Source organism: Reichenbachiella sp., from assembly GCF_039969095.1.
Classification (GTDB): Bacteria; Bacteroidota; Bacteroidia; order Cytophagales; family Cyclobacteriaceae; genus Reichenbachiella.
Genome location: NZ_JBDVOL010000008.1, coordinates 442378 through 469315 on the forward strand (window position 1 = coordinate 442378; position 26938 = coordinate 469315).

The 26938-nt window shown below is 38.8% G+C and carries 31 protein-coding genes; 14 read left to right on the forward strand and 17 right to left on the reverse strand.

Going from position 1 to position 26938, the window contains the following annotated elements; genetic code table 11:
• Positions 1 to 92: 92 nt before the first annotated feature.
• The 4 genes from ABJH98_RS03245 (at position 93) to ABJH98_RS03260 (ending at position 2384) form a co-directional block, all read left to right on the forward strand.
• Positions 93 to 1331, forward strand: coding sequence for a dipeptidase (locus ABJH98_RS03245; protein ID WP_348306190.1), 1239 nt, complete (start codon positions 93 to 95; stop codon positions 1329 to 1331).
• Positions 1332 to 1397: 66 nt separating this feature from the next.
• Positions 1398 to 1769, forward strand: a complete 372-nt coding sequence (locus tag ABJH98_RS03250) for a hypothetical protein (protein WP_348306191.1) — start codon at positions 1398 to 1400, stop codon at positions 1767 to 1769.
• A gap of 167 nt (positions 1770 to 1936) precedes the next feature.
• A complete protein-coding gene (locus ABJH98_RS03255; RefSeq protein WP_348306192.1) occupies positions 1937 to 2140 on the forward strand; it encodes a hypothetical protein in 204 nt (67 codons plus the stop codon).
• 61 nt (positions 2141 to 2201) lie between these two features.
• Positions 2202 to 2384: a PspC domain-containing protein gene (locus tag ABJH98_RS03260; protein WP_348306193.1), complete on the forward strand. Its 183-nt coding sequence runs from the start codon at positions 2202 to 2204 to the stop codon at positions 2382 to 2384.
• On the opposite strand, the gene ABJH98_RS03265 is transcribed toward ABJH98_RS03260, so the two are convergent.
• Both ABJH98_RS03265 and nqrF read right to left on the reverse strand, forming a co-directional pair.
• Positions 2381 to 3535 carry a formimidoylglutamase gene (locus ABJH98_RS03265; protein ID WP_348306194.1) on the reverse strand — a complete coding sequence of 385 codons (1155 nt, stop codon included), beginning with the start codon at positions 3533 to 3535 and terminating at the stop codon, positions 2381 to 2383. The two genes, ABJH98_RS03260 and ABJH98_RS03265, sit on opposite strands and share 4 nt — an antisense overlap.
• Before the next feature lie 180 nt (positions 3536 to 3715).
• Positions 3716 to 5020: an NADH:ubiquinone reductase (Na(+)-transporting) subunit F gene (gene nqrF, locus ABJH98_RS03270; RefSeq protein WP_348306195.1), complete on the reverse strand. Its 1305-nt coding sequence runs from the start codon at positions 5018 to 5020 to the stop codon at positions 3716 to 3718.
• Between the two features lie 215 nt (positions 5021 to 5235).
• On the opposite strand from nqrF, the gene ABJH98_RS03275 reads away from it, so the two are divergent.
• The 3 genes from ABJH98_RS03275 (at position 5236) to ABJH98_RS03285 (ending at position 6956) form a co-directional block, all read left to right on the forward strand.
• Positions 5236 to 5652 carry a VOC family protein gene (locus ABJH98_RS03275; protein WP_348306196.1) on the forward strand — a complete coding sequence of 139 codons (417 nt, stop codon included), beginning with the start codon at positions 5236 to 5238 and terminating at the stop codon, positions 5650 to 5652.
• Positions 5653 to 5688: 36 nt separating this feature from the next.
• Positions 5689 to 6099 carry a hypothetical protein gene (locus ABJH98_RS03280; protein WP_348306197.1) on the forward strand — a complete coding sequence of 137 codons (411 nt, stop codon included), beginning with the start codon at positions 5689 to 5691 and terminating at the stop codon, positions 6097 to 6099.
• A gap of 107 nt (positions 6100 to 6206) precedes the next feature.
• Complete coding sequence (locus ABJH98_RS03285) at positions 6207 to 6956, forward strand: DUF2490 domain-containing protein (protein WP_348306198.1); 750 nt, start codon at positions 6207 to 6209, stop codon at positions 6954 to 6956.
• Here the strand turns inward: ABJH98_RS03285 and ABJH98_RS03290 are convergent.
• From ABJH98_RS03290 to ABJH98_RS03300, 3 genes are read right to left on the reverse strand one after another with little or no spacing between them, the layout of a single operon-like run.
• A complete protein-coding gene (locus ABJH98_RS03290; protein WP_348306199.1) occupies positions 6940 to 7926 on the reverse strand; it encodes a radical SAM protein in 987 nt (328 codons plus the stop codon). The genes ABJH98_RS03285 and ABJH98_RS03290 overlap by 17 nt on opposite strands.
• 9 nt (positions 7927 to 7935) lie before the next feature.
• Positions 7936 to 8214 (reverse strand): hypothetical protein, encoded by a 279-nt coding sequence (locus ABJH98_RS03295; RefSeq protein WP_348306200.1) that lies wholly within the window; start codon positions 8212 to 8214, stop codon positions 7936 to 7938.
• A complete protein-coding gene (locus tag ABJH98_RS03300; RefSeq protein WP_348306201.1) occupies positions 8199 to 8498 on the reverse strand; it encodes a hypothetical protein in 300 nt (99 codons plus the stop codon). Before ABJH98_RS03300 ends, ABJH98_RS03295 begins: the two co-directional genes overlap by 16 nt.
• Positions 8499 to 9062: 564 nt before the next feature.
• On the opposite strand from ABJH98_RS03300, the gene pyrF reads away from it, so the two are divergent.
• The 5 genes from pyrF to ABJH98_RS03325 all read left to right on the forward strand — a co-directional run bounded on the left by pyrF (position 9063) and on the right by ABJH98_RS03325 (position 17744).
• Positions 9063 to 9863, forward strand: a complete 801-nt coding sequence (gene pyrF, locus ABJH98_RS03305) for an orotidine-5'-phosphate decarboxylase (RefSeq protein WP_348306202.1) — start codon at positions 9063 to 9065, stop codon at positions 9861 to 9863.
• A gap of 116 nt (positions 9864 to 9979) precedes the next feature.
• Positions 9980 to 11341: a dipeptidase gene (locus ABJH98_RS03310; protein ID WP_348306203.1), complete on the forward strand. Its 1362-nt coding sequence runs from the start codon at positions 9980 to 9982 to the stop codon at positions 11339 to 11341.
• Positions 11342 to 11436: 95 nt separating this feature from the next.
• On the forward strand, positions 11437 to 12579 hold the full coding sequence (locus ABJH98_RS03315; protein ID WP_348306204.1) for a class I SAM-dependent RNA methyltransferase: 1143 nt from the start codon (positions 11437 to 11439) through the stop codon (positions 12577 to 12579).
• A 212-nt stretch (positions 12580 to 12791) separates the two neighbouring features.
• Positions 12792 to 15518: a hypothetical protein gene (locus ABJH98_RS03320; RefSeq protein WP_348306205.1), complete on the forward strand. Its 2727-nt coding sequence runs from the start codon at positions 12792 to 12794 to the stop codon at positions 15516 to 15518.
• 3 nt (positions 15519 to 15521) lie between these two features.
• Positions 15522 to 17744 carry an amino acid permease gene (locus ABJH98_RS03325; RefSeq protein WP_348306206.1) on the forward strand — a complete coding sequence of 741 codons (2223 nt, stop codon included), beginning with the start codon at positions 15522 to 15524 and terminating at the stop codon, positions 17742 to 17744.
• Between the two features lie 16 nt (positions 17745 to 17760).
• On the opposite strand, the gene ABJH98_RS03330 is transcribed toward ABJH98_RS03325, so the two are convergent.
• From ABJH98_RS03330 to ABJH98_RS03355, 6 genes are all read right to left on the reverse strand, one after another.
• Positions 17761 to 17922 (reverse strand): hypothetical protein, encoded by a 162-nt coding sequence (locus ABJH98_RS03330; protein WP_348306207.1) that lies wholly within the window; start codon positions 17920 to 17922, stop codon positions 17761 to 17763.
• 96 nt (positions 17923 to 18018) lie between these two features.
• Complete coding sequence (locus ABJH98_RS03335; RefSeq protein WP_348306208.1) at positions 18019 to 18294, reverse strand: hypothetical protein; 276 nt, start codon at positions 18292 to 18294, stop codon at positions 18019 to 18021.
• Between the two features lie 51 nt (positions 18295 to 18345).
• Positions 18346 to 19065: an ABC transporter permease gene (locus tag ABJH98_RS03340; RefSeq protein ID WP_348306209.1), complete on the reverse strand. Its 720-nt coding sequence runs from the start codon at positions 19063 to 19065 to the stop codon at positions 18346 to 18348.
• 6 nt (positions 19066 to 19071) lie between these two features.
• On the reverse strand, positions 19072 to 19623 hold the full coding sequence (locus tag ABJH98_RS03345; protein WP_348306210.1) for a hypothetical protein: 552 nt from the start codon (positions 19621 to 19623) through the stop codon (positions 19072 to 19074).
• Between the two features lie 226 nt (positions 19624 to 19849).
• A complete protein-coding gene (locus ABJH98_RS03350; RefSeq protein WP_348306211.1) occupies positions 19850 to 20935 on the reverse strand; it encodes a Fic/DOC family N-terminal domain-containing protein in 1086 nt (361 codons plus the stop codon).
• A gap of 326 nt (positions 20936 to 21261) precedes the next feature.
• Positions 21262 to 21804 (reverse strand): hypothetical protein, encoded by a 543-nt coding sequence (locus ABJH98_RS03355; RefSeq protein ID WP_348306212.1) that lies wholly within the window; start codon positions 21802 to 21804, stop codon positions 21262 to 21264.
• Between the two features lie 252 nt (positions 21805 to 22056).
• Between ABJH98_RS03355 and ABJH98_RS03360 the strand changes: the two genes are divergently transcribed.
• Positions 22057 to 22323 carry a transposase gene (locus ABJH98_RS03360; protein WP_348306213.1) on the forward strand — a complete coding sequence of 89 codons (267 nt, stop codon included), beginning with the start codon at positions 22057 to 22059 and terminating at the stop codon, positions 22321 to 22323.
• Positions 22324 to 22362: 39 nt separating this feature from the next.
• Positions 22363 to 23076: a transposase gene (locus ABJH98_RS03365; protein ID WP_348306214.1), complete on the forward strand. Its 714-nt coding sequence runs from the start codon at positions 22363 to 22365 to the stop codon at positions 23074 to 23076.
• Between the two features lie 263 nt (positions 23077 to 23339).
• On the opposite strand, the gene ABJH98_RS03370 is transcribed toward ABJH98_RS03365, so the two are convergent.
• From ABJH98_RS03370 to ABJH98_RS03395, 6 genes are all read right to left on the reverse strand, one after another.
• On the reverse strand, positions 23340 to 23663 hold the full coding sequence (locus tag ABJH98_RS03370; protein ID WP_348306215.1) for a type II toxin-antitoxin system PemK/MazF family toxin: 324 nt from the start codon (positions 23661 to 23663) through the stop codon (positions 23340 to 23342).
• Positions 23654 to 23899, reverse strand: a complete 246-nt coding sequence (locus ABJH98_RS03375) for an AbrB/MazE/SpoVT family DNA-binding domain-containing protein (RefSeq protein ID WP_348306216.1) — start codon at positions 23897 to 23899, stop codon at positions 23654 to 23656. Before ABJH98_RS03375 ends, ABJH98_RS03370 begins: the two co-directional genes overlap by 10 nt.
• A gap of 253 nt (positions 23900 to 24152) precedes the next feature.
• Positions 24153 to 24830 (reverse strand): hypothetical protein, encoded by a 678-nt coding sequence (locus ABJH98_RS03380; RefSeq protein WP_348306217.1) that lies wholly within the window; start codon positions 24828 to 24830, stop codon positions 24153 to 24155.
• A gap of 175 nt (positions 24831 to 25005) precedes the next feature.
• On the reverse strand, positions 25006 to 25632 hold the full coding sequence (locus ABJH98_RS03385) for a hypothetical protein (protein ID WP_348306218.1): 627 nt from the start codon (positions 25630 to 25632) through the stop codon (positions 25006 to 25008).
• 140 nt (positions 25633 to 25772) lie between these two features.
• The gene (locus tag ABJH98_RS03390; protein ID WP_348306219.1) at positions 25773 to 26054 is read right to left on the reverse strand and encodes a hypothetical protein; all 282 of its coding nucleotides are present in this window, start codon (positions 26052 to 26054) and stop codon (positions 25773 to 25775) included.
• An 8-nt stretch (positions 26055 to 26062) separates the two neighbouring features.
• On the reverse strand, positions 26063 to 26782 hold the full coding sequence (locus ABJH98_RS03395; protein ID WP_348306220.1) for a hypothetical protein: 720 nt from the start codon (positions 26780 to 26782) through the stop codon (positions 26063 to 26065).
• Between the last annotated feature and the right edge of the window lie 156 nt (positions 26783 to 26938).

The following is a 26938-nucleotide window of genomic DNA, read 5'->3' on the forward strand; positions in this document are numbered from 1 at the left end:
CCGATCATTGGATTGATTCGCCACTGAACAATAATATTTTCTTAACTCTGAATAATTATCTAATTTCCAGCTTGGTTTTTAAATAACATAACATGAGAAAATTACTGATTGCTACCACCCTCTCCTCAATATTCCTATACAGTTGCAACAAACCCAAAGAGGCTGCAGCTCCAGAAGTTGCACCTGATGTCAAAACTCAGGCAGAAACGTTGGCTAAAAAATTCATCATTACCGATGGACATATTGATTTGCCTTACAAATTGGCCGAAGAAGGATACATGGCCAAAGGTGAAATTCCAGATTTGTCTGGTGAGATAGATGGCAATTTTGATTTTGCCAAATCAAAGCAAGGCGGATTGGACGTACCTTTCATGTCGATCTATTTACCTGCTTCATTGCAAAAAACGCCTGGGGCTTCTAAGCTACTAGCTGATTCGCTAATTACCATGGTTGAGCAAATTACTTCTACATACCCCGACCATTTCGCATTAGCTGGCAGTCCGAGCGAAGCCATTCATAACTTCGAAAAAGGTTTAGTCTCACTACCTATGGGTATGGAAAATGGATCTGGGATAGAGGACAAAATAGAAAACGTAAAATATTTCTATGACAGAGGCATTAGATACGTGACATTAACCCACTCTAAAAATAATTTGATTTGCGACTCTTCTTATGATCCGACAAGAAAATGGAATGGTCTGAGCCCATTCGGAAGAGAAGTGGTGAAAGAGATGAATGCTCAAGGTATCATGGTTGATATAGCGCATGTCTCGGATAGCACCTTCTACCAAGTGATGGCAATGACTGAGGTGCCTTGTATCGCTTCACACTCTTCTGTAAGAAAATTCACTCCTGGATTTGAAAGAAATATGAGCGACGATATGATAAAACTTTTGGCTTCTAAAAAAGGGGTCATTCAAATCAATTTTGGTTCAACTTTCCTATTGGACAAGTCACTTAAAAAATATGACACACTCAAAACAGTAAAAAAAGAATTCAAAATGCAAAATCCTGATGCCTCAGATGCAGAATGGACTATTTATGAAAATCAATGGATGGAAGACCATGACTTCTTCGCGGATGTCAAAGATGCAGCAGATCACATAGATCATGTAGTCAACCTTGTAGGTGTGGACTATGTAGGACTAGGATCAGATTTTGATGGAGTTGGAAATTCATTGCCGACAAGATTAAAAACAGCGGCTGATTATCCAAAACTTATAGAAGAATTACTCGAAAGAGGATACAGTGAAGAGGATATAGAAAAAATCTGCTACAAGAATGTATTCCGTGTTTGGGATGCTGTCTTGACTGCTGCAGGCAAACAATAAAGAAAAGGGAGGATGTTTTTTCAATAAAAACATCCTCCCTTCCAAACTGCTAAACTCTTTTAATTTGTGATAGATATAAAAGCGGATACGGATCAAAATATTTTAATTCTTCACTTGGAAGGTTTTCTGACCGATGACCAACTAAAAACCGGTGTAGATTTATGCATATCTGAGTCCAACAAATTAACTAAAGGGTATTCTATCATTAATGACATCTCTAAAATGAAGCCAGCTTCCCCAGCTGGAGCTGCCGAAATCAAGCGAGCTCAAGCCCATGTACTTAACAATGGCGTGAGCTTAGTCATTAGAGTGACACATAACCCAATTACTAAAATACAATTGAATAGAACCAGTGGCGAGGTAGGTTATCAGGCCTACGAAGTAAGTACAATGGAAGAGGCTTACGAATTAATTGAAAGCAAATCAAACCGATCATAAACACACCAAGGTGTGTCCGTATTCGATACACAATTTCATTGACAGAAAAGGCTATTCCGGTATAAATAACTCAAATACAGTAAGTTACATTTTTTGGCACAGGTATTGCAAAAAATTGAGCAAGGTCAAAAACTCAAATTTTACTCAAAGAATTTAAACTTACTGTAATGAAGAAATTGAATGGCAGATACGCAAAAGTGCTCCTAATCTTATTAGGTGTATTGGTAGCAATCGTCATTGGGTTTCAATCCAATGCAGTAGGTTTTGATTCTGAATCTGATCTTCAAGAGCAAGAATCAATCGAACAACAATCTCCTGCATACGATAACTCGGGAAAAATACACTTGAAACTGCTTAGCCTGCTCAAATAGTACCTAAATTAATTCCTAAGTACATCTTTAGATTTTAAATTACTAATCAAACACCAAGATTATGACTAGACGACTTACAAGATCATCAGACCGAATGCTTGCCGGCGTATGTGGAGGTATTGCCAACTATTTTGATTTAGACCCAACACTGGTTAGAATAGCCTACGTTGTACTCTCCATATGTTCTGTAGGATTTCCCGGTATGCTGGTTTATGGTATTCTCTGGTTGATCATGCCTGATTAAGTCATTTTAGAATACGTATTGATCCAACGCTCGGGCACTTCTCCTTTGGTAGCCAACTCGTAATCCGAAAAATCGCATGGTACTATATAGTGTCGATCATAAATCCCAATGTGTGTGGCATTGGGAACTTCCATCCACCACTTGTCGGACAGTCTGCTTTTATAAAAAACGATAGACTCGGGTTCAGCATCCATAGCTACGACATATTTCATATAGTCATTGGTCTGGAATCCTTTCTCTCCTTTTCGATTTTTAAATCCTTCTATAAAATACCATAACATCGTTGCGATTACCATAGCGGTTGGATTCTCAGCTGTTTCCTTTTCAGGATTGTATTCATAAATACCCACCGAACTCAGTTTGTCATTCATACCTGCATACCACATGATTTGGCAAGCTTCTTCTCCAGTCAGTCCAAAAATCTCGCTCTGATTCCCACCAGGGCAATAAATGGATTGTATGGCAGAAAGGTCAAAACTCAACATGTCAGCCTCTCGAATCAAAGGCTCCATTCTTTTGATATCATCTCTCAAAGCACCCAAACGTATAGGATTAAAACTAAGCTGCTGAAGCACTTTAGTTGCTGAGGCATTCACCAAATAAGATTGATGAGCGAGTTGGCTGTAGTTGAATAAATAATTCGGCTCATGAGTGAAAATGCGATGAATATGATTTTCATTCGGATCTGATTCCGTTTTATCATTCAGATCAAAACGAGAATCAACATTCAAAATACTCACCATTTTATCCTCTTCCTGATAAGCCAAATATTGACCCAGATCCAAATCATGTGAACCGCCGATTAGGATAGGCAAAATTTCCTGAGCCATGAGGTAATGACAAACGGACTGGATACGCTTATAGGTTTCATCCAAATCAGGGCCGTTTCTCAGATTCCCCAAATCAACCACATTGCACGAGCCTTCCCCTTTTTTAAGACCGTATAATTTTTCCCGAATCAGTTTAACCCCAGTGGAATTGAGTGAGGTGCTACCCTTCGTTTCCAATAGTCCAATGATGGCGACATCCATCAGCTCCAATCCAGGCATTTTATCCTCATTGAGATAAACAGATTGAATAAAAGAGTCTGTAGAAAATCTACGATTTGAAAGGCTTTGATCTACGGGATCGAAATAGAGTTTCAAGTCCATGCTTCAGGCATTGTTAAGGTGATGTCTCTGTCAAAACTACATAAATCCTTCATGAACATTTGCGATTTATTATACAACTATTTGACAGCAAGGCAAATGTTCATTTCGGACACGACACAAAAAAACCCTGACGAGACCGACAGGGTTTTTTGTTTATTTTCTTTTGATTCTGTTTTAGAATTATCCACCGAAATCATCAAATGATACATTTTCATCAGGTACACCCCAATCATCACACATTTTCAGAACAGCCTGGTTCATCATTGGAGGTCCACAGAAATAGAATTCAATGTCCTCTGGTGCTTCATGTGCTTTCAATTGGTGATTGATTACTGCATCATGAACAAATCCTAAGAACCCGTCGCCATCTTTATCATCTATAGATTTTTTCTCCGTCCAGTTATCCTCTGGTAGAGGCTCTGAAAGTACAATCTCAAATTGGAAGTTAGGGAACTCCTTTTCGATTTGTCTGAAATCTTCTTCGTAGAATAATTCTCTTTTAGATCTACCACCGTACCAGTAAGTTACCTTTCTACCCGTTTTCAACGTGTGGAAAAGGTGGAAAAGGTGAGACCTCATTGGCGCCATACCAGCTCCTCCACCGACATATATCATTTCTGATTGAGTCTCTTTGATGAAGAATTCACCGTAAGGTCCGGAGATAGTTACTTTATCACCTGGCTTTCTAGAGAATACATAAGAAGAACAAATACCAGGATTTACATCCATCCAAGCGTTCTTTGCTCTATCCCAAGGTGGAGTAGCAATACGAATAGTCAACATCACAATGTTTCCTTCCGCAGGGTGGTTGGCCATAGAGTAAGCTCTAAAGATCTCCTCATCATTTTTCATTTTCAAATCCCAAAGACCGAATTTATCCCAATCTTCCTTGAATTTGTCTGGCCCAGCTGGATCTTTAGGGTCTGGAGCAATATCAATGTCTTTAAAATCAACCTCTACCTTAGGCACATCGATCTGGATATATCCACCCGCTTCAAAATCAAGGTTTTCACCTTCTGGAAGTCTCACGATAAATGCTTTGATGAATGTAGCAACGTTGTAATTAGATATAACTTCGCATTCCCATTTCTTGATCCCGAAAATTTCTTCAGGAATTTCGATGTCCATGTCTTGCTTCACTTTGACCTGGCAAGCCAATCGAACATGCTCCTTTTGCTCAGTTCTGCTCAAATGACCTACTTCAGTAGGCAGCACATCTCCACCGCCGTCAGTTACGGTACACTTGCACATGGCACAAGTACCACCTCCACCACAGGCAGAAGGTAAGAATATTTTTTGTGCACTTAATGTTGTCAACAAAGTGGAACCTGCAGCTGCCACCACTGGATTTGAAGTATCTCCATTGATAATGAGGTTTACATCACCTGATTGAACCAATTTAGACTGTGCAAAAAGTAGGATAAATACCAATAGAAGAATTACGAGCGTAAATGCGACTATTGATGTAAATATGATAAAGGACATCTTTCTTTAATTAAATTTTCCGTCTCCAATTTTCAGGCACAAATATAAAAGAATAAATAGTAAATAATCCCTGTGGCTTCTGCATTTAAATGCGTCCAAATCTCATTTTTTTGAGGAAAAAAAGACTTTATATTCAATTCTGTTGAAATCATACTTTCGGGTGAACCAGAAAATAGCTTCCAGAGCTATATTTGATTAAACCAAAATCAAAAATCATGAAAAGAGTAACAGGAGTTGGTGGTATCTTTTATAAAAGCAAAGACCCACAAAAAGCAAGAGAATGGTATGGCAAACATTTAGGTCTGGTCACGAATCAATATGGCTCATTATTCGAATTCCGACAAGGAAATGATCCAGAGAAAATCGGCTATCTACAATGGAGCCCGATGGGCGCAGATACGGATTATTATGCGCCATCCAAAAACGAGTTTATGATCAACTATCGTGTGGAAAACCTAGTTGAATTACTAAAAGTTCTTAAGGATGAAGGTGTTGAAATTGTAGGCAAAATGGAAGAATATGAATATGGCAAATTTGCCTGGATCATGGACCCTGAAGGACATAAGATAGAGCTCTGGGAACCGATCGATTCTGTATTCACCAAAGAATACGACGGACAAACCACAAGGTAAAAATCCGTATCTTGTAGAACCTTAAATTGGAAGATCATGAACCCAATACTTAAAAATATACTCGCACTTGTTGCAGGAATTATTGCTGGCAGTATAGTCAACATCAGTTTGATTTTGCTTGGTCACTTGCTCGTCCCACCACCAGCAGGAATGAACCCTATGGACATGGAAAGTCTAAAGACTTTCATGCCTATGTTTGAAGCCAAGCACTTTGTTGGGCCATTTTTGGCGCATGCTTTGGGAACACTAATTGGTGCTTTTACCACAGCCAAAATTGCAGTCAATCATCAACTCAAGTTTGCTCTGGCTATCGGTGTATGGTTTTTATATGGAGGAATTTCTATGGTTATAGATTTTTCTAGCCCTATGTGGTTCAATGTGATGGATCTTGTTTTAGCCTATCTACCAATGGCGTGGTTGGGTTGGAAGATTAGCGAAAAACAATAAATTGAATTATCAAATGCTGCAATAACAAACATTATGCACATTAGATTTAAGCTGCAAATGGCTTGTGCCTTTCCAATTGCGATACGCGTAAAAAGTGCGATAATTCAATGACTATAAAAACCTATCTCAATTTCTTCGTTTTCCTTCTGTTTTTACTGACTTCAAAAACCTTGGCTTTTGCTCAATCTGAAGAAGATGTGGATGGTGAGGTCACTCAACAGATTTGGTTGGATATGTATCCACATCTTGTACTTGGGGAAAAATGGCATTACATCGGAGATTTTGGATTTAGGAAAATCGTAGATGAAAACAGTTGGGCTCAACTCTTTATGAGACCTGCAATCAAATATCAGTATAGTGATATCCTCAGTTTTCAAATAAGTATGAGTGTTGCTTATGATTGGTCAAGGTTAAACGAGGATCATTTGCTAATCACACCGAGGCAAGGGGTGAGAATAGATTGGCCTTCCTTTGGTCCACTCAATTTTTATCATTTATTAAGGTTAGAAGAAAGAATATCATACAAAGTAAGCGACTGGTCCCATACGGTAGACCTTATAGGCAGATATAAAATATTTGGCGATTATACTTTTAAACTGAATGAGCGCGGGAGGTTCTGGTTTATTTCTTTTTACGCTGAAGTTTTCCATAACCCCAATAAGAAAGTAGAATTCAATAAAAATAAATTTAGAACTGGTATTGGACTTGGATATGATCCTTCTAATGACTGGAAATACATATTCATGCTCAATTGGCAGGGGTCACAAACGTCGGAGGATCAAACTCAGATTTCGGATATGATTTTCCAATTGAAAATATATAAAACATTGAGGAAATGGTCTAAGTATTTGAACTAAGCAACATCTGCTTCCATGTTCCCTTCACTCGATTATACTTTATCATACTTGGCAATGACTTCCAGAAGTATTTGCTGGTTTCAACGGAAAAGGACGGCTGCATATAGCAGTTGATCGTGCAGCCTTCGCAAGCAGGTAGCCTCCCTTCTGTGCCGATTTGATCTTGGACTTCTTTAGAAGTATAAAGAGAGTCCAAGTTACCGTCAATTTGGAACGATCTTTCGCCTAAATGATAACACGGTAATATCAGTTTATTTTCAGGGCTAATTACCAAAGTAGTACTGGCTGCCTTGCAAACTGGATCTTCGACATGATTTCCCCCATCCCTTCTTAACTCAATAAAAGCTTGATTAAGAAATACGTTCTTCTTTTTGCCCCATTGTTCGAGTTGGTCCAGCGTCTCCGATGATAAGCTGTCTCCTACCTGATTGTATTCAAAGGCAGGGTTGAGAATCAAAACCAAATCATTAGGCAGACAGATTTTTTCATATACAGCCTGAATGTCCTTCTTGTTTTCTTCGAAAACGGTAAATAAAATATCAGGTCGTTCGCCGAGAGACTTCGCCAGCTGAATCGACTCCATCACAAAATCAAAACAAGCCACGCCACGCATGGTGTCATGTTTTTCTTTTTCGGCCGTATCCAAGCTAAAGTGAAGCATATCCACCTGGCCTTTTAGTCTTTCAGCAAATTTAGGATAAAGCATGGCATTTGTGGTGAGCGTGGTAATGAAGCCAAGATCCTTTGCCAAAGCAAAAAACTGATCAATTTGCTGATGAAGCAGAGGCTCTCCTCCAGTAAAGTCTATCACTTTGACACCGAGTTTTTTCAGTGCCAATAAGTTTTCCTTGACATGATCTAATGTCACGTAGGGAGAGGGTTTTTCCCATATATCGCAAAAACCACACTTGGCATTGCAGCGATAGGTCACATAATAATTGCACAGTACGGGATGTTTGATGAGTCTCATCCCTGTTGATTATTTCTTTGACTTGTTCTCAAATATACCCGTAATAGTCAGAGAAGAAGAACGGATTTTGTAAAAGAGCGTGCAACTACCACAGGTAGTTTCTCTCATGCCCGTATAACTCGATTCGATACCAGCAAAATTATAATTAGAAAGAAATTTGACGTTGGACCTTATAAGGAAAGCTAATTTTTTGCATTCATTTTTATGACCATCCCTTTTGAAATATTTTTCCAAAATATTCTGTCTTTCTTCTCGAGCCGTATTTGTCCAAATTACTTGCTTAGCCATTCGTCTTCTTCTACTTGGATAGCTTTTTCTGGTACTACGGTTTTGCCAGCCATTTCGGCTTCACTTAGCTCTAGTAACTTTCTTTGATTCTCTGTCAGCTTTATTGCTTTAGTTTCTTCTCTCACTATTCCAGATGCATCCACATTCTTTAGCAATTGAGCCAGCTCAAAATCATCACGATCTTTTTCGCTGATTTCTTTGGCCTCAATTTCCAGAGAATGCAACAGCTCAAGTATGTACTTAAGCTCCTTTTCAGTTTTGGGACTAATGAGAATAGAATCCATTAAGTCAAAATTATGGATTTTTATTTGAAACGAAATAACCTATCATGTTCGATTCTGAGATTCATTGAATAATAGAGGATCACTCTATAAAGTTGGGGTGGTGGTGTGAGTTAGAATAGCTGTAGTAGGTTTGTTGGTCACAAGACCAACAAAGGCGGAAATCAGGGGTATCATTCCTTATTAATGGCATTTATTCATTTTAGTTTATTAAAGTTCAAAATCAGATGAGAATCAAAAGGTTGTTTGAGTCCTTGAATAAGTAAAATTGTTTAGATGAATAGAGCTAGACGAGTTTATTTTGTTTCCTGATTTTGAACTTTAAGAAGCGTTAAAAAATGAATTACAGCCAAGATTTTTGCTTACTTTTCATCGGAAAAGAAGGAGCCACTCCGGCTTGAGGAGGGAGCTCTCGGTAACAGCTAAAATTGCTCTTTTACAGAAAATCTGTTTAAAACGACGTTGATTATATTTCTCTTAAAAACTACATCTAGCACATTATTGGATTTATTTAAATCTCCAGACGCTTCAAACGGTTAATTCTATGCTTTAACCTATTTTTGCGACATGACAAAAGAGGCGCTATTCGATCAGATCCAACAGAAACAATCTTTCCTCTGTGTGGGTTTGGATACAGATATCAAAAAAATTCCAAGTCACCTTATGGATGCCGAAGATCCGATTTTCGAATTCAACAAGCAGATCATTGATGCTACTAAAGAATTTGCTATAGCCTATAAGCCTAATATCGCATTTTATGAAGCGCTAGGTGCAGCGGGATGGTCATCTCTTGAAAAAACAATCGAATATATTCCTAAAGATATTTTTACTATTGCAGATGCCAAACGTGGAGATATTGGAAATACTTCGTCTTTATATGCAAGAGCTTTTTTCGAAAACATGAATTTTGATTCTGTGACAGTAGCTCCTTATATGGGCTCAGATTCTGTAAAACCCTTTCTTGAATTTAAAGACAAATGGGTCATCCTATTAGGCGTAACTTCTAATGAAGGCGGAAAAGATTTCCAATTCTTAGAAGCAGATGGCAAACCACTTTACCAACACGTGATGGAGACTTCCTCACGGTGGGGGTCTGACCAAAACATGATGTACGTGGTAGGTGCCACTCGACCTGAGTATCTCCAAGACATCAGAAAAATCATTCCTGATCATTTCCTTTTAGTCCCAGGTGTAGGCGCTCAAGGTGGAGACTTAGCAGCCGTTTGCAAAAACGGAATGAATAATCAGTGTGGATTGTTGATCAACTCTACCAGAGGGATTATCTACGCTTCTTCGGGAGAAGATTTTGCCGAGGTGGCAAATGCAGAGGCACGGAAACTACAAACTGAAATGAAATATTTTTTATAAAAAAATAAATAGAATTTCTAGAAATATCAAAGCCGTTAAGTGGACTCATCAAAACCCTTTAACTTTTTACTTTCAACTTTAAGAACTTTATACTATACAACTTTTAACTCCCGAATATGAAAGCAATAGAATATATATCTAACAACAAACAAAGATTCCTTGACGAGCTTTTTGACTTACTCAGAATACCTTCTGTAAGTGCCGACTCAAAATTTGATGGGGACGTGCGTAAAGCGGCTGAGTTTATCAAAGAAAAATTCGAATCCGCTGGAGTGGACAAAGCAGAAATCTGCGAAACCAAAGGACACCCAGTCGTTTATGCAGAAAAGATGGTTGATGCCAGCCTCCCAACTGTACTAGTTTATGGACATTATGATGTACAGCCAGCAGATCCTTACGAACTTTGGGATTCTCCACCGTTTGAGCCTGTGATCAAAAACGACAAAATCTATGCTCGTGGTGCTTGTGATGACAAAGGTCAGATGTATATGCACGTGAAGGCATTTGAGGCCATGATGGCTAATGACGAGTTGCCATGTAACGTCAAATTCATGATCGAAGGTGAAGAGGAAGTGGGTTCTGAAAATCTTGGAGAATTTGTAAAAGCCAATAAGGAAAAATTAAAAGCCGACGTGATCGTAATTTCAGACACTGGTATCATCAGCAACGATTGCCCATCCATGACTGTAGGACTCAGAGGCTTGAGCTACTTAGAAGTAGAAGTAGTTGGGCCAAACAGAGACTTACACTCTGGCATGTACGGTGGGGCCGTGGGAAATCCTATCAACACACTTTGTGATATGATTTCTAGCCTGATCGATGACCAAGGACACATTACCATTCCAGGATTCTATGACAAAGTATTAGAGCTTACCACTGCCGAAAGAGAAGCGATGGCCAAAGCCCCATTCGATTTAGAAGAATACAAAAAAGAATTGGACATTGCCGATGTGAAAGGCGAAGATGGATTTACTACTTTAGAAAGAATTGGTATCCGACCAACGCTGGATGTCAATGGTATCTGGGGTGGATATATTGGAGAAGGTGCTAAAACAGTATTACCATCTAAGGCTTACGCCAAAATCTCAACTCGATTGGTACCTAATCAAAACAGTGATGAGATCACAGCATTGGTGAAAAATCACATAGAAAGTATTGCTCCTTCGCATGTGAAGGTAAAAGTAACGCCTCATCATGGAGGAGAGGCAGCAGTAATCCCAACAGACTCGGATGGATTCAGAGCAGCAAGTAAAGCTTTCGTCCAAGCCTGGGGTAAGGAGCCTATTCCAATGAGAGATGGTGGAAGTATTCCAATTGTAGCCTTGTTTCAAGATGTACTTGGATTGGATTCTGTGATGCTCGGATTTGGTCTTGACGAAGATGCTATTCATTCGCCAAACGAAAGTTATGGTGTTTTCAATTACATGAAGGGCATTGAAACCATCACGTGGTTCTATAAATACTTTGCAGAGAAATAATTAGTCTAAAGTTGAAAGTTTGCAAAGTCAAAAGCTAAACTTTGATACTGAAACAGACTTTCAACTTTTTACTTTAAACTTTAAACTCCATCACCTTGCGTCAATCCAAATTAGTCATCAACTGCCAGCCCTCACTTTCGCCATTTCTCAAAAAAGAAGTGCAGGACTTAGGGTATCGAATTCTGAGAGCTGAAAAAAGTGGAATTACTTTAGAAGGTGGCTGGAAAGAAGTGATGCACCTCAACCTGAATCTTCGAACTGCTTCACGGGTACTTTGGTTAATTAAGTCCTTTGAGGCTAATCACCCAGATAAAATGTATGAAGAAGCCAAAAAAATCCCTTGGCACAAGCTTCTTCCTGAAGGCACCAAAATATCGGTGCAATCCTATGTAAAAAATGACTTTATACGAGATGGCCGTTTTGCCAACCTGAAGCTCAAAGATGCTATCGTAGACCGCATGCAAGAAGAAACAGGCACTCGACCAGACTCTGGCAATGAAAAGGATCAGACTGTCATTTATATGTTCTGGCATCTGAACAAGGTACATGTGTATTTTGACACTTCTGGTGAAACGATCACCAAGCATGGTTATAGAAAATTGCCTTTTAAAGCACCCATGCTGGAGTCTTTAGCATCAGCCTGTCTGATCTCCGCGGGATGGAACGACAAAAAAGGTGCCTTCATCAATCCGATGTGTGGAAGTGGAACCTTAGCCATTGAAGCAGCTTTAATGGCAGCAGGCATTCCTCCAGGATTGCATCGTGACAATTTTGGTTTTATGCACATTGATGGATATGACCCATCTCTATGGAAAGAAACCCTGGCGAAAGCCGAATACAAAGACCGAATCAAGTCTAGCATCATTGCCACAGACTGGAATGGAGACGCCATAGAAGCAGCGCGAGCCAACGCACGAACCGCTGGTGTCGAAAAAATGATTGACTTTGATAAGGTGCCATTCGAAAAGACATTTGTTCCTTCTGGCCCAGGCATCGTGATGCTCAATCCAGAATATGGTGAACGACTAGGTGAAGAGTCTATGCTCAAGTCCGTTTATAAAGACATCGGTGACTTTTTCAAACAATCCTGTGGGGGCAAAATGGGCTATATTTTTACAGGTAATTCTAATCTGGCCAAATCCATTGGACTTCGAACTAAAACTCGTACAGAATTCATGAACGCTCGTATTGAGTGTCGATTGTTGGAGTATGAATTGTACGAGGGGAGCCGCAGGTAGATTCTTATAATCTTGTGCCATTTTTAGATATTTTCAAGACAACAATCTTCAATTTGTCACCTCGACGTAGAAGTTGTCTAACCTAACAATTTGCTGCCTTATCATCCTAAGATTTCTCACGTCACCGCTCCACCGAGCGGCTTGTTAGAAATGACAGGGAATCTTCTTGCTTTCTATTACTCTGCTCCATAATTTGCAACAAAAGCGCAAGATTGAAAAAAGCACTCATTGTCATCTTAATTGGAGCCCTTCTAGCAGCTGCTGGATGGGGTGGTTTTCACCTCTGGAAACAAAGCAGAATCACTATTTGGTCGTTTGTACCAGACAACTCGATCCTTGTTTTCGAGCCTAATGACTTCACCTATCTTTGGCGTACTGATGACAAACGAAAAATAGTCAAAAACCTTAAGTCACTGCCTGAATTGGACTCCATCCAGCAGGTCATCAATCGCTTAGATTCAGTCACCAACTTTCAATTTTCCAAAGTAGTAGATCAAGGGCATTTACTCATCTCCTTTCATCAAAATACAAATGAATCGCTAGCCGCTCTTTACATATTAGAAGTCCAAGAACTCCAGCAACATAGCCTATTGAGCGATGTACAGCAATATCTCAAAGACAGCCTCAAATTTGAACCTAGTAATAGAAACTATCAGGACTATCTCATCACAGAATTTAAAAAGGAAAAAACTACACTGACTTATATTTTCCATAAGAATTTTCTGATCGCCAGTTTTTCACCTTTTTTAGTAGAAGATGCCATCCGAATGATAACTGATAGTAAAGTGAATACCTATCAGGAAACTGAGCTGCGAGTAGCTCAAGTAGCCCAGGGAAATTCTGGAGCTGGTCGATGCTATATCAACACAAATTATCTTAATAAACTAGCTGGAATTTTTGCCAACCCAGTTCAAATCGATACCACGCCATTAAAATGGTTGACCCATTTGATGTATATGGATTTGAATTTTGAGAATGACAAAATCCATTTGTCAGGTTTTGCTGTCAACGATACTTCCAAAATCAATTATTTGAGTGCTTTCGATGGCATTCGAGGCGTAGGGTTTGATATGAAGAATATCGTGCCCGCCAATACTTCTTATGTTTTGCACGCCTCGGTGGAAGATGTGAGCCAATGGCATATTGGCTTAAAAAACTATTGGAGAAAACATGAGCCTGCTCAACTTACACAAATTGGGGAACTGGAAAATCGATTCGATTTCAATATTCGGGATTTCTATGAGTTCATGTCAGACGAAGTAGGTTATTTCGTTTTAGAATCCAGTCGATCATTCAATTCAGATCTCATCTTTTGCATTGAGCATAAAAGTCAGGAGTTGGCTACTCAATTTTTTGAATCATTAGCCCAAAAAGCCAATACTGATTCCACGCTATACCTAGAAAATTATGCCGAAAGGCAAATCAGACATATCAATATAGACGAGATTCCGTCCAGACTATTTGGGTCGATGTACAGCGGTTTTCCATCCTCCTATTATTTCATAGATGGCAGTTACGTTTATTTTGGCAACAGCCAGCAAGTGTTGGAAATTCTAATCGACGATATAGACAATGAAAATACATGGAGGCGCTCTGTACGTACCAATGCTTTTTTAGAATCTACTCATGAGGACGCTAATTTCAGCATGTTTGTCAAGTCCAACGGTGCATTGAATCAGGTAGGTAAAGTTTTGAATGACAACTGGGCGAAATACTTAGAAGTCAACAAAACCATTCTTTCTCAAATCGAATATGCGGCCATTCAGTTTACGCATGTGGATGGAGAATATTATACGAGTTTGCTTCTACAGCATCCTGGGGAATTAATCAAACAGATTCAGCCTCAGTCATTTGAAATACAAAAGCAGCAAGGCTTTGCCAACAATTTGATTTCAAAACCGTTTGCTGTACGCAACCACAATGATCGCACATTAGAAATGATAGTTCAAGATGAAGCTTTTACCCTTCATTTATTGGATGTTAATCTCAAACCAGCCCTTCAGATTCCTTTGAAAGGAAAATTGAAAAGTAAGATTTATCAGGTTGATTATTACAAAAATGGGAAACTGCAGTACTTGTTTGCCTTGGACCAAAGCGTACACATGATTGACAGAAACGGCACTTATATTCCAGGCTATCCGTTCAAACTGAAATCTGGTCAGCAGATAAGTGAACTCTCGTTAATAGACTATGATAAATCGAGAAACTATCGAATCATGGTAGCCGACAGCAAAGGAAACTATTACTTATATAACAAGGCAGGCAAACTACTAGACGGCTGGGACCCAAAAAAAATGAGTAGTAGTCCGGCCACACTAGGACGGCACGTAAGAGTACAGAAAAACGACTATATGCTACTCGTTCAAAAAAATGGCATTTTCCAAAACCTAAACAGAAGAGGAGAAACCAGAGATGGATTCCCGATAGACTTGAAAGGAACTATCTCTCAAGATTATTTCATAAGTAAAGGCAGTAAACCAGCCAATACCGAAATAAGCGCTTTGACAGATTTGGGGGAGCTGGTATCTTTCAATTTAGCTGGTGTAGTGACTGACAGAAGACAACTTGTTCGAGAAAATGACCAGGATATATTCTCACTGGTTAATTCTGGTACCGAAAAAGAATTTATTGTAATTAAGAAAAATGATAACAAACTCTTTATTTACAATGAAGCACTTGTGGAGCAATTTCAGATAGAAATAAACTCCAAATCGTTGATCTATCAATACTACTACTTTGGTGTAGACAATCAATTGATCATTATCATCAACCAACAAAAAAACGAAGGGTATATCTATAATCAAGATGGAAGGCTGCTACATAAATCACCACTGGTGGTAAGTCATGAATTGGCCGTACTATTTCAAGAAAGCAAAGGGCAATATGATCTATATTGCAGTAATGGCAACCAACTCAACATTGTCTCTTTGAAGAAATAAAGCATGAATGACCTCCTATCCAAAAAGGCTAATTTTGGCACATTGCCGGTTTTCTTAACCGCTATATCCACCATTCTCGGAGCAGTGATGTTCCTCCGTTTTGGATTTGCAGTGGGAAGCGTAGGCTTTTTGGGAACTGTAGCTATTGTGATCATCGGTCATATGGTGACTATCCCTACGGCCATGTCAATAGCCGAAATTGCCACCAACCAAAAAGTAGAAGGTGGCGGTGAGTATTACATCATTTCTCGGTCATTTGGAATCAATATTGGTGCCTCCATCGGCATAGCCCTTTATTTGTCTCAGGCTATTAGTGTGGCATTCTATGTGATTGCCTTCGGAGAGGCTTTCGATCCAGCCATTACCTGGGTCAACGAGGTCTACCATCTAGGTATCCATGATAAAAGATGGATCACAATTCCCGCGGTGCTTTTGCTCAGTATTTTGATGCTCACCAAAGGAGCAGACCTTGGTATGAAGGCGCTCTACATTGTAGTGGCAACACTTTTTGTCTCATTGACCTTTTTCTTTCTAGGCAGCACAGACTACAACGCTAGTTTGGAGAAGTTCGATATCATGGCTCGTGTGACTGATAGACAAGAATTTTTTATTGTATTCGCTATCATTTTTCCCGCCTTCACAGGAATGACAGCTGGCGTCGGATTGTCAGGAGATTTAAAAGATCCCAAAAAATCTATCCCGTGGGGAACACTCTCAGCTACACTAATAGGCATGGTCATCTATGTTTTTATTGGGTACAAATTGGCTGTAAATGCCAGTCCTGAAGATTTGGTCAATGACCAACTCATCATGTCAAGAATTGCGCTGTGGGGACCCATCATTCCTATAGGCCTTGCTGCTGCGACTATTTCTTCTGCTTTGGGATCTATCATGGTTGCACCCAGAACTCTACAAGCCTTAGCCGCAGACGACATATTTCCAACTGCCGGCATCAACAGCTTTTTGTCCAAAGGAAAAGCTAATACAAACGAACCAGTAAATGCCACGGTTATCACAGTCGGGCTAGCACTGTTTTTTGTGAGTATGGGTAGCATAGATACAGTGGCCAAAGTGATTTCCATGTTCTTTATGGTCACCTACGGCGCCATTTGTACCATTTCCTTTTTTCAGCATTTTGCTGCAGATCCGTCTTATCGACCTGCCTTTCGGTCGAAGTGGTACATCTCTTTATTAGGCGCTATCATGTGCCTCTTTCTGATATTCAAAATGGATGCTGCCTATGCCATTGCGTCCATTACCATTATGGTTTTGATCTATTTTGGTTTGACCAAGTTCAATGAAGAAAAAGCCGGAATGGCCAATATATTTCAAGGCGTTATCTTTCAGTTGATTCGCCAGATTCAAGTATTTATCCAAAAGGCAGACAAAGACGATGATAACTGGCGTCCCTCAGTCATCTGCATTTCGGGTTCCTCATTTGAGCGACCAACTGCTTTTGAAATGATGAGCTGGATATCACATCGTTATGGATTCGGTACTTATTTGCATTACATCAAGGGTTACTATTCTAATGAAACCAATCTGGAATCAAAAGAAGAACTAGCACGCCTCATAAGAGTGGCAGACATATCAGAAAGTAATGTTTATGTCGACACATTGGTATCGCCATCATACACTACAGCCATAGCTCAAGCTTTGCAACTTCCTAGTGTGTCTGGAAAAGACATCAATATGATGCTGTTCGAGTATTCAAAAAATAATCCAGAAGATTTGAAAGACATCATGGACAATTATGCCATGGTCCGTGCTTCTGGATTTGATGCTTGTATTTTGGCCAGTAGTGATCGTGGATTAGAATCTAAGGCTGAGATTCATATATGGATCATGCCTTCCGATTTCAACAATGCTAACCTGATGATCCTACTGGGATTTGTGATACTGGGGCATCCGCAATGGAAAAAAGCCGAAATTAAAATTTCGGCTATCGTAAATGATGAAGAACTCGAACAACAAAAAGAAGAACTCCTCGATCTAATCAAAACAGGTAGACTACCTATTTCAGCCAATAATGTTCGAATTATTGAAAGGACGATCGATGTGGATAATCGACAAATCATCAATGAACATTCGAAAGATGCAGACCTTACTATTTTAGGTTTTCGATCCGAAGCCATCAAACAACTGGGAGAAGAAATTTTCCAGGGTTATGATTCCATCGGTGATGTACTTTTCGTAAATAGTACCAAATCAAAAGAGATAAAATAGGTTCAGTCTACATGCTCTAATTCAGCGCCAAAACCAATAAAGTAACTAAGCCTATAAGGGCCAGGCTGGTCAAAGTAATATAAAATCGATCATCACTTTTCTCAATCTTTGAATTTGCTAAATCAGCTGATTCTGTAATTAATGATTCAACCGAAGGGTTTGATTTTGTCGTAGACATACTGTTGGTATTTTATTTTATTATAAACTTTTCTCTGTTCGTAGAAAGGTCAAAACCAACTATACCCTACTCAAAGGCAAAATTTATTGCTTCAAATTATAAATAGGATGGAAGAAAATAAAGTAAAGGAAGCCAGATTAGTAGTATGAGAATAGCACTGTGTGTAAAATGTTTCCCCATTTTGGGATCATCCAGGTGCATGATTTTAGCCAATAAATAATTTACCAAACCAATAGCAGGAATGCCCACCCAAAGAAATAGTGCAGATTGGTCATGGTCTGACATGTATTTGGATGCCATGTTATAGACTAACCAGCCATTGGTGAAATAGATGGCAGATTGGATTACTGTAGTTTGAAATAGCTGAAACATTTTGCAATGATAAGTCGAATAGCATTATAATCGGCAAGCATACCTAATTACCTACGTGGCATTTTCACTAAAATTATTCTTAACGAGTACCAGAAATAGAGCCACCGAAAGTCCTGCTGATCCAAAAGCCATACACATCACCATAATCTGATAGCGTACGGCTATAAGAGGCGAAACACCAGACAATATCTGACCGGTCATCATACCAGGAAGTGAAACTAATCCTACGGCAAACAAAGAATTAGTGATTGGTATCAATGCAGCCCTCAAAGCCGTATTTCGGGCATCCGTATATGCGACGCCTTGAGTCAGTTCTGAAGTCAACCGCTCTCCAGCGAGACTTACACTATTCATAGCGTTGGCGAAAATCATACCGGCCAGAGGGATCAAATACTGCGGCATATACCACGGATCTAGCATCAAAACCCCTTGCGATATCAATATCAAAACTGCCACTCCGCCTACAACTATGGCAACAAGGGCTTTCACTATCAATTCGCTTCTCTTGTCGCTGAGCGTTCGTAGCGCAATCCAACTCGATGAGAAAAGCATGATGGAAAGCACGCCCATCACAATCCACGCATTATCAGATTCAAATATATAGGTGAGAACATAACCCACCAATATCAACTGAATAACCATACGGGCTATTGCCCAGATCGATGTCTTCACCCCTTGTTTCCACTTCCACAACACATAAAATACAACTAGGACAGGTATAAAAGAGATAAGTAAATTGGGGATAGATATGATTTGAATGGATTTGTCCATTAAACATCAATTTTCAAATGGAAAAAAGTAGGTAAGGATATCGTCTTGAGTGGCGCGCCAAAGTCCCCAACTATGGCCTTCAGGAAGTTCCTTCCAATATAATTCATAATCTTTCTCTAGGAGATAATCCTTTAGTTGATGCATGTTATTCAAAAGTGAGCCTCCTTCATAGCTACCCCAGATACTGACTACTTTAATATCCTTTTTCACACCATCCATGACTGTTTTGTTCGTTTCAAAATTATTGGCTTGAAAGGCTCCTGAGTGCAACCCACAATTGCCACTTGGCCTCCAGCCACTAAAATCCCCACTCACTTGAATACTAGTCCCATTTCCATAATACAAAAAATAGGCGACCGTGTCTTCTACTATTGGCACCTGACCCAGGGTGTCCATGTAAGCCTCCACGATCTGCTGGGCAGAATCTTCTTTCTCTATTTTAGCTATGAATTCTTCAAACTGCATCTCCATCCACTTTTTAGAAACTTCAGAATCTGAAGACTCGCAGGAGAAAAATACCAACGAAAATAGAACGACCAAAGAAACTCGAAAAAGCATTAAACTAGTTTTTTATTGATTCTTTCATACTGGCAAAAAGGTGTACATCAAGTTGTAGGTCTTTTAATTATTGTCAATCATGGTTATGACTTACAACGACTCTGTATGAATCATGGCTTTTTCAAAGATATAAAATTTCAGTTTGCTACATAGCCAATCCTATGAACGTTAAAGCCACGATAACTACTGAATTGCAATGATTTATACAGCTTGTTATGTTTTCGTGTTATTCCTTTTCTAGTATTTCCATCAACCTATAATTCAAATACAGTTTTTCTTTTCCAACTTTAACGGATTTCAAATATTTTTTTTCTTCAAGTGCCATTAAATAATTTCCAGCCGTTTTAGGATTTCCGAGTTTTGCATCTATTAGATTTTGTCTCTTAGTATATGGTAACTTAAAAATGATTTCAATTAGGTCTTTAGAATATTCTTTTGGAAGTTCTGTTTTAATCTCTTCGGACATTATTTTCATTAATTCTATTATCTTTCTTAACCTAGTCAGTCCATTTTTTGCTGTGCTTTCTATCATATCCAGCATATATAAAATCCAACTTTCCCATTCCTCTTCTTCGGTTACTTGTCTTAGTCGTTTGTAGTATTCTGATTTATTCTGAATGATATATTCGCTTAAATATAGAGCTGGAATATCTAATAATTTTTCCATTTTAAGGTATAGCAGAAGTAATATGCGTCCAGTTCGACCATTTCCATCAGAGAAAGGGTGTATTGCTTCAAATTGATAGTGCATTAAAGCCATCTTAATTAAAGGATCAAGGGAATTATCTTCATTTATGAATCCTTCAAGATTTGATAATTTATTTCGAATGATTTCTTCGCCTGATGGAGGTGTATAAATTACATCCCCATTTACATTAGAGAGCGTAGTTCCTAGTGTTGTTCTTATACTTGATGTGTTTTCTTTTATTTTTTGCATTATATCAATACAAAGATTAGTTGTAATGAATGGTTTTGATTCTAATTGTTTTAGCCCATGCCATAGGGCATTTTTATAGCTTATTACTTCTTTAGATGCAGGATTATCAAATTTTTTAGATGCAACAACAGACTTATATAGTTCATCATTTGTTGTAATAATATTTTCAATTTCAGAACTCGCTTTTGCTTCTTGAAAATGAATCGTGTCAAGAAATAATCGAGGATTAGGTAAGTTTATTATCGCACCATTAAGATTTGCTAAAGCTCTACTTGCTTTAATTGTTTTCCTTAAAATATTAGTAGTCTCTAAGTTGCACTTCGGAGGCAATAATGGTAATTCATTATATGGAATATTTCTTTTGAAATTGTTCATTTTAGACAAGGGTAAGTTTTACACTCTTAATTATAACGAGTGTAAATATATTGAAATATTACTCTCGTTTATTGTGTGTGAGTGATTTTTACTCTCGTTCAATTTCATGAAACGTCAAGCTATCCTCCGTGGCACTTGACGTATATTTTGTTTCGGTTACAAATTAGGAAAATCTTCGATTTTCATTCGGGCCGCGCAGGCACTACCTTTTTTCAACCAAGTGAGGGAAATCGAAGATTTTCCGGTGCTACCAAAAACCGCCGCCCTCAGCTCTGGCTCTGACCGCCATGGATTGATAGGTAATGTTATGATCTTTTTCCGCTACTTTATTCAAATTCCATGCTATGCCTTGCGGTCTTAACAATATCATTAATGACGTTATCGTAATTCTCCGTTATTTCGTCAATTGCCTGTTTAAGAAGTTCTATTTTCTCGAACGGCATACTGGGAATTTTGTCAAGAACCTCTGTTTTATATGTATCAATGGCTCTTGTAACTTCAGGTGAAAAAAACAATAAGTTTTTGCCAATAGCTTCCTTTATGGACATTGGAGTTTTAGTTACTGCTAGCATAAGAGTTTGGTAAACAGGGTTTGTCATATCGTGTTTCACCAAGTTCTTCTTTATTAGTTCAATCTCCATACTGTCGAACCAAGTCTTAGCTGAGAAGAAGCTATTTCGGGCACCATCAAGAACTTCAATTACGTTTGTTAAGGCTGCTTTCTTATCAGAGTAGGCAAGTTTATGTTTTTCTAGTTTCTGGTTACGATAGACTTGAAAGATGTTCGTAACAATGCTTGCTAATGCAAGAATTGTAGGTGCTAAAATTGCAATTATTTGAACAACATTATTTGATTCTTCTGTTTCCATTAGGTCTGGCTTAAAATAAGAGAATTATAGTTGATCATAACCTTTAGCTTCCCTTCATATAATTATTCCAAGAGATAAAGATTAACTTTTGTTAGTTAAAAGAAAGCAGATCAGAACTACCCGCTAACCAAGTTTCGAGACTTATCAGGCGATTCAGGGTCTGCTTTCCATTGTTTAATGTTCAGATAGATATTTAGGAGTCCCTTATTGAGGATGTCCTACCATCAAGGTTTCGAACACAATAATGAAATTATGAAAAATACGCACACCAACCAAATTCAATATTCTCATATTATAGGTATTGATATCAGTAAAATGAGCATCGACGTAACGCTGATCGATAGCCAATCACTTAAATCTCATACCTCCCTTTACAGTAACGATTCTGAAGGTTTTCAGAAGATGAAGAAGTGGATCAAACAGCTGGGAAATGATTGCAACGAAGACATCCTTTTCTGCATGGAACACACTGGTATTTACACCAGAAACATCGTCAAATACCTATTGAAACGAGGATGAAAAGTATGGCTCGAATCCTCGCTACATATCAAAAGAAGTATGGGACTTGTCAGGGGTAAAACTGACAAAATAGACGCTGAGAGAATCGCTAAATTTGCATTTGATCATCAAAGAGATGCCAAGTTGGTCAAGCTCTCCCATCCTACTTTAAACCGCCTAAAAGACCTGATGAAGACAAGAATAAGGCTTCAGAAAGGACTCCAAAGCCAAACAGTAGCGATCAATGAACTCACTAAAGTAGATCCCAAAGCGGGTCGGGAAATTGAAAGAGTAAGCCGACAAGCCGTAGAAGGCTTGAAAAAATCATTGGTCAAAGTGGAAGAGAAAATGGAAGAGTTGGTCAACATTGACAAACAACTGCGGGCACTCTACCAGTTGGTCACTTCGGTGAAGAGTGTTGGAAAAGTATTGGCCATAGATTTGATTGTCTATACTGATGGATTTACACGCATGCTGGACAATCGAAAATTGGCTTGTTACTGTGGAGTTGCACCCTTCGAGTATCGTAGCGGTACAAGTATATTTTCTCAACCTGGTACCTCAAGCTTTGCCAATAAACAACTCAAGCATCATTTACATATGTGTGCAATGAATGCTGTAAAATGCCACAAAGAACTTAGAGAATATTACTTAAGAAAAACAGAAAATGGAAAATCAAAAATGAGTGCGCTCAATGCCGTAAGAAACAAACTGCTTCATCGTGTAGTAGCCGTTGTTAAAAGAGGAACACCTTATCAAGAGAAATTGGATTAAAAAAAGCCCATACGCTTGTTTTTACCATAGATATCGCCTGTGTAGGACGATGTGCCCTCACAGTTTGATTAAGGCAGAAAGATAGCCGATCCACGCACAACCACAAAAGCCTGTTTAGCCATTAGCCCAGATTTAGACTGCCAAGGAACCACGAATGCGTTATCGGTATTCTGGAGATTCCGCGAGGAGCGGTGGTGCTGATTCTGGCATTGATTCGGAAAGCTCGCAAGGGCATTCGTGCCTACACCTTGTTATCCTTCTTTTCAGTCAACAAATGTTTCTTTGATAACACGTTTGACTTCCGAGATTTCCTTGGATGTTAGCTTGTTGTAAGATTTGATAACCCGTTGTTTATCAATCGTTCTAATTTGATCCAATACAACCCAGCCTGTTTTTTTGTTCTGATATACTTGAATTCTTGTTGGGTAGCTATGTGACTTAGTTGTCATTGGAGCTACGGTTATAGTTTTAATGTTGAAATTGAGCTCATTAGGTGAGATGATGACACAAGGTCTAGTTTTTTGAATCTCACTTCCTACTGTTGGATCAAGATTAACCAAGATAATGCGGTATTGATCTAGTTCCATTCGTCAAACTCTTCGTCGTTGAACACATCTGTTATTAGCATGTTGTCGTCTCCATTTTGAGACATTTGCTGAAATGCTTGGTTCCACCCTTTTCTAGGTTCTTCGATTGGTTTTAGAATTATCTTATCTTCTTCTAGAATAAGTTCAACTTTATCGGTGATATGATATTGCTCCAGAATTTGCTTGCTTAAACGCAGACCTTTTGAATTTCCTATTTTAATGATTGACGTTTCCATAGTATGTAGCTTGTGTAATTACAAAGTTATTACATTTTACGTGTCGATCCAAAAAATGTTCATGAAGCCTCTAAACTAGACGATGCGATCAACAACCACAAAAGCTTCTTTCTGGAATTCTGTTGAGATAGCTGCGGTATCGGGATAGTCAGGAGATTCCTCGGCCTTCTGGTGCTTCCCGATCGGAACGGCTGTTCCGATAGCAGAGTAGTCTCGGACATCTACCGCTAAAGGTATGCTTGCCTACTCCTTGTTATCTTCTTTTTTTACGCTTCGATTGCTTTTCGGATTTTTCATTCTTGAGTTCAAGGAAATACGGCATAAATGCCTCCTTATAATCAGAATACTGAAAAGTGTCTTTTATCATACTATAGCAGAAGGACGCTCTGTAAACTTCGGGTATGAACCAATTCTTTTCGGACTGCTGTAGTTTCTCGTTAATATTTATTGGTGACAGGTGTGTGATTCTTCTAATACCGTTCTTAGATGCAAACTCAGAGATGAACAGTGGGACATTTGCATTCCACATTTGTTCATAAGTTTCAAATGGAACATCGACCACTTTACCTTTATTACCAATGATTATGGTCTGTTCTCGTTCAGGTATAAGTTTTAAGAATCCTACCTCAACCAACCCGTTCCAAAGCCTATCAATGTTAATTGCTGGCTCAATCGGAGGAAGTTCAATTCTGTGATCATCGATTAGGCTTATTACAACACGTTTATAAGTCCAGGTACTATCAGATTTGTAAGTGAGTTCTAGGTATGTTGAATATAGCTGACCATTTGCCTCGAGAAACTTATACTGAAATAAGGCAGTTGTATCGTATGCTGTCTCAAAATAAGAAGAGTCAGTGTTCGGCTCAAAGCTAAACTGTGCCTTTGCCAGAAATGAAAGAAATAGCAGAAGGGTAAGCAGTTGGATTTTCATAGGTTATAGAAGATAACGCACAGCTATGATGAGTGGGGATTAGAAAGCACTAACCTCTCGTCTCGCACATAGCCACGCCTTGATTTAAATTTAAAACTTGTGGCGGACTTCCCAATCCCCACTAAAATATCCTGACCGATAAAACCCCATTCATTCATAGCGAATGTTAGACTCTTTAGTTACATCTACAAAAAGTTCTAGCCTTAAATGTTCCGTGATCTCCAAGGCTTTTGTTCTTTTCATTATAGTTAACTGTTCGATAGTTGCCTCGAGACCAATCAGTTGTCATAAATTCTCGAGTTACTACGCTTGGATAAAAATATGACCCATTGTATCCTTGAAATCCTTCAACAATCAACCATCGATACTCACATTCTGGTTTGAAAAAATCCTTGTCGTTAGTTACTTCTTTCCATGATCTAAGTTGTTGCTTAATTCTGTTTTGAAATGCTGTATTATTTGAGACAATTTGAGCGATATCATTCACATCGTTAGCATTCTTGGTTACCTGTTCAGTTGTCTTTACAGACTCTAGGAGTTTATTGGTTTCCTCTTCTGCTTTTTTTGCCAGTTCCTGAGCGCGTGCTACTTCTGCAGCTAGTGTTGTTATTTGTTCGGTAGTTGCTCCTTGAGCAGACGAAAAAGCATCCTTATAAGCAAGCATGGTTCCGTAATCCTTGGCAACAAATCCAAGCACGAATGAAAGAATTGTTAGAAAAACACCGGTCGGAGCAGCGATACGATAAAATTCCCGTCTGATTTGACGTTTTGCTTCATTGGTTAGTTTAGGTTCATCACTCATAAGCTTAGTGGTCTATTGAGTCTAACGTCCAGATATGGCACGTGCCTCTGGACTTAATTAATATCTACAATCTAGAGGATTTGCACGGCACTTTCAAGAAACTACTTAGAGGCATGTGCTATATCGTTTGTTACCTTCTGTTAATCTTTGGTAGCACGTTGAATAACTTCATAGTATCTTTTTTCAATCGTCTCTTTCATTTTGTCCATTATCGCTGAATACTTCTGTTCAACCACTTCATCAATATCATTAGGCGTTCCCTTGATTAATTCTTTTAGTTCAAGTTGTTGTCCAAGAACTTCCTTTAAGATTTCATGATTTCTAATGGAACCTGCAATAAGTTCAGCGAAAAGTATTGTAGGATCTAGGTTAAAGGATTGGTTCTCAAATCCACTCATTAATTTGTCTAAATTATCGTCCATGTCATTTTTTATTTAGTGTCATCCTCAACCCATGGCCAAGGGCAACAGTTCGTTGTGTCTTGGTTGAGTTGTGTTACAAGTTCGTCCCTGTCTGTTCGCAGGTGATCAAAGTAGCGATATCGTTCAAAAAGCAGGTTGAAGGCTGAACTGTGCAATCCAATTTGTTTTAGATAGTTGAAGCGTTTAGTTGCAATATTAGAGTTAAGCGAATCTCCTAGATGAGTAATTTTCAAGAGTTGGAAAAGAGTATCGTTCACCAGTTGTTCGTCCGCTGCTATCATGTGATCTTCATAAAGTTCAGAATTGATCTCCTTCAGAATTTCGTAAACAGTTTGAGAGTTCCCTTCTACGTTCCTGCGTTCCCAAAACTCTCTGTAATATTTGGACTCAACCGTGTCCAGTTCGTAAGTTAGAATGAGGCTATCAGCAAGTTCGTTACATGGTTTGTTAATGTAACTCCATATCATACATGGGTTCGCAAATCTAGAATAGTCACTTATCAAGTTCTGGTAGCCGATTTTTTTAAATGTTTCATGAAGCATTTTAAGGTTCTCAGGTTTTCTGAGATGTTCATATGCTTCCTTGTCTTTACCGTTCCAAAATGGTTTATGTGGATCATAGAAGCTAAGAGTTCGTTCTACAAAGTAAGGGTTATCTCGCTCTTCTTGAGTTCCTGAGTTAGAGCAGGAAAAGAGGAACAGTATGCTAAGCAGAATAATATATCTCATGGGAGGCATGGAAGGTAACGCACAGCTATCGGGCGTATGTCCAACAGCTAGTGAATGGTACTAAAGTAGTGAAATCTGCCGAAGCTCACAACGGTTCCAAATGGCCCTGCGTTCCGCAAGTCAAAAAATCCTGCGCTCAAAAGATGGTAGAAAGCA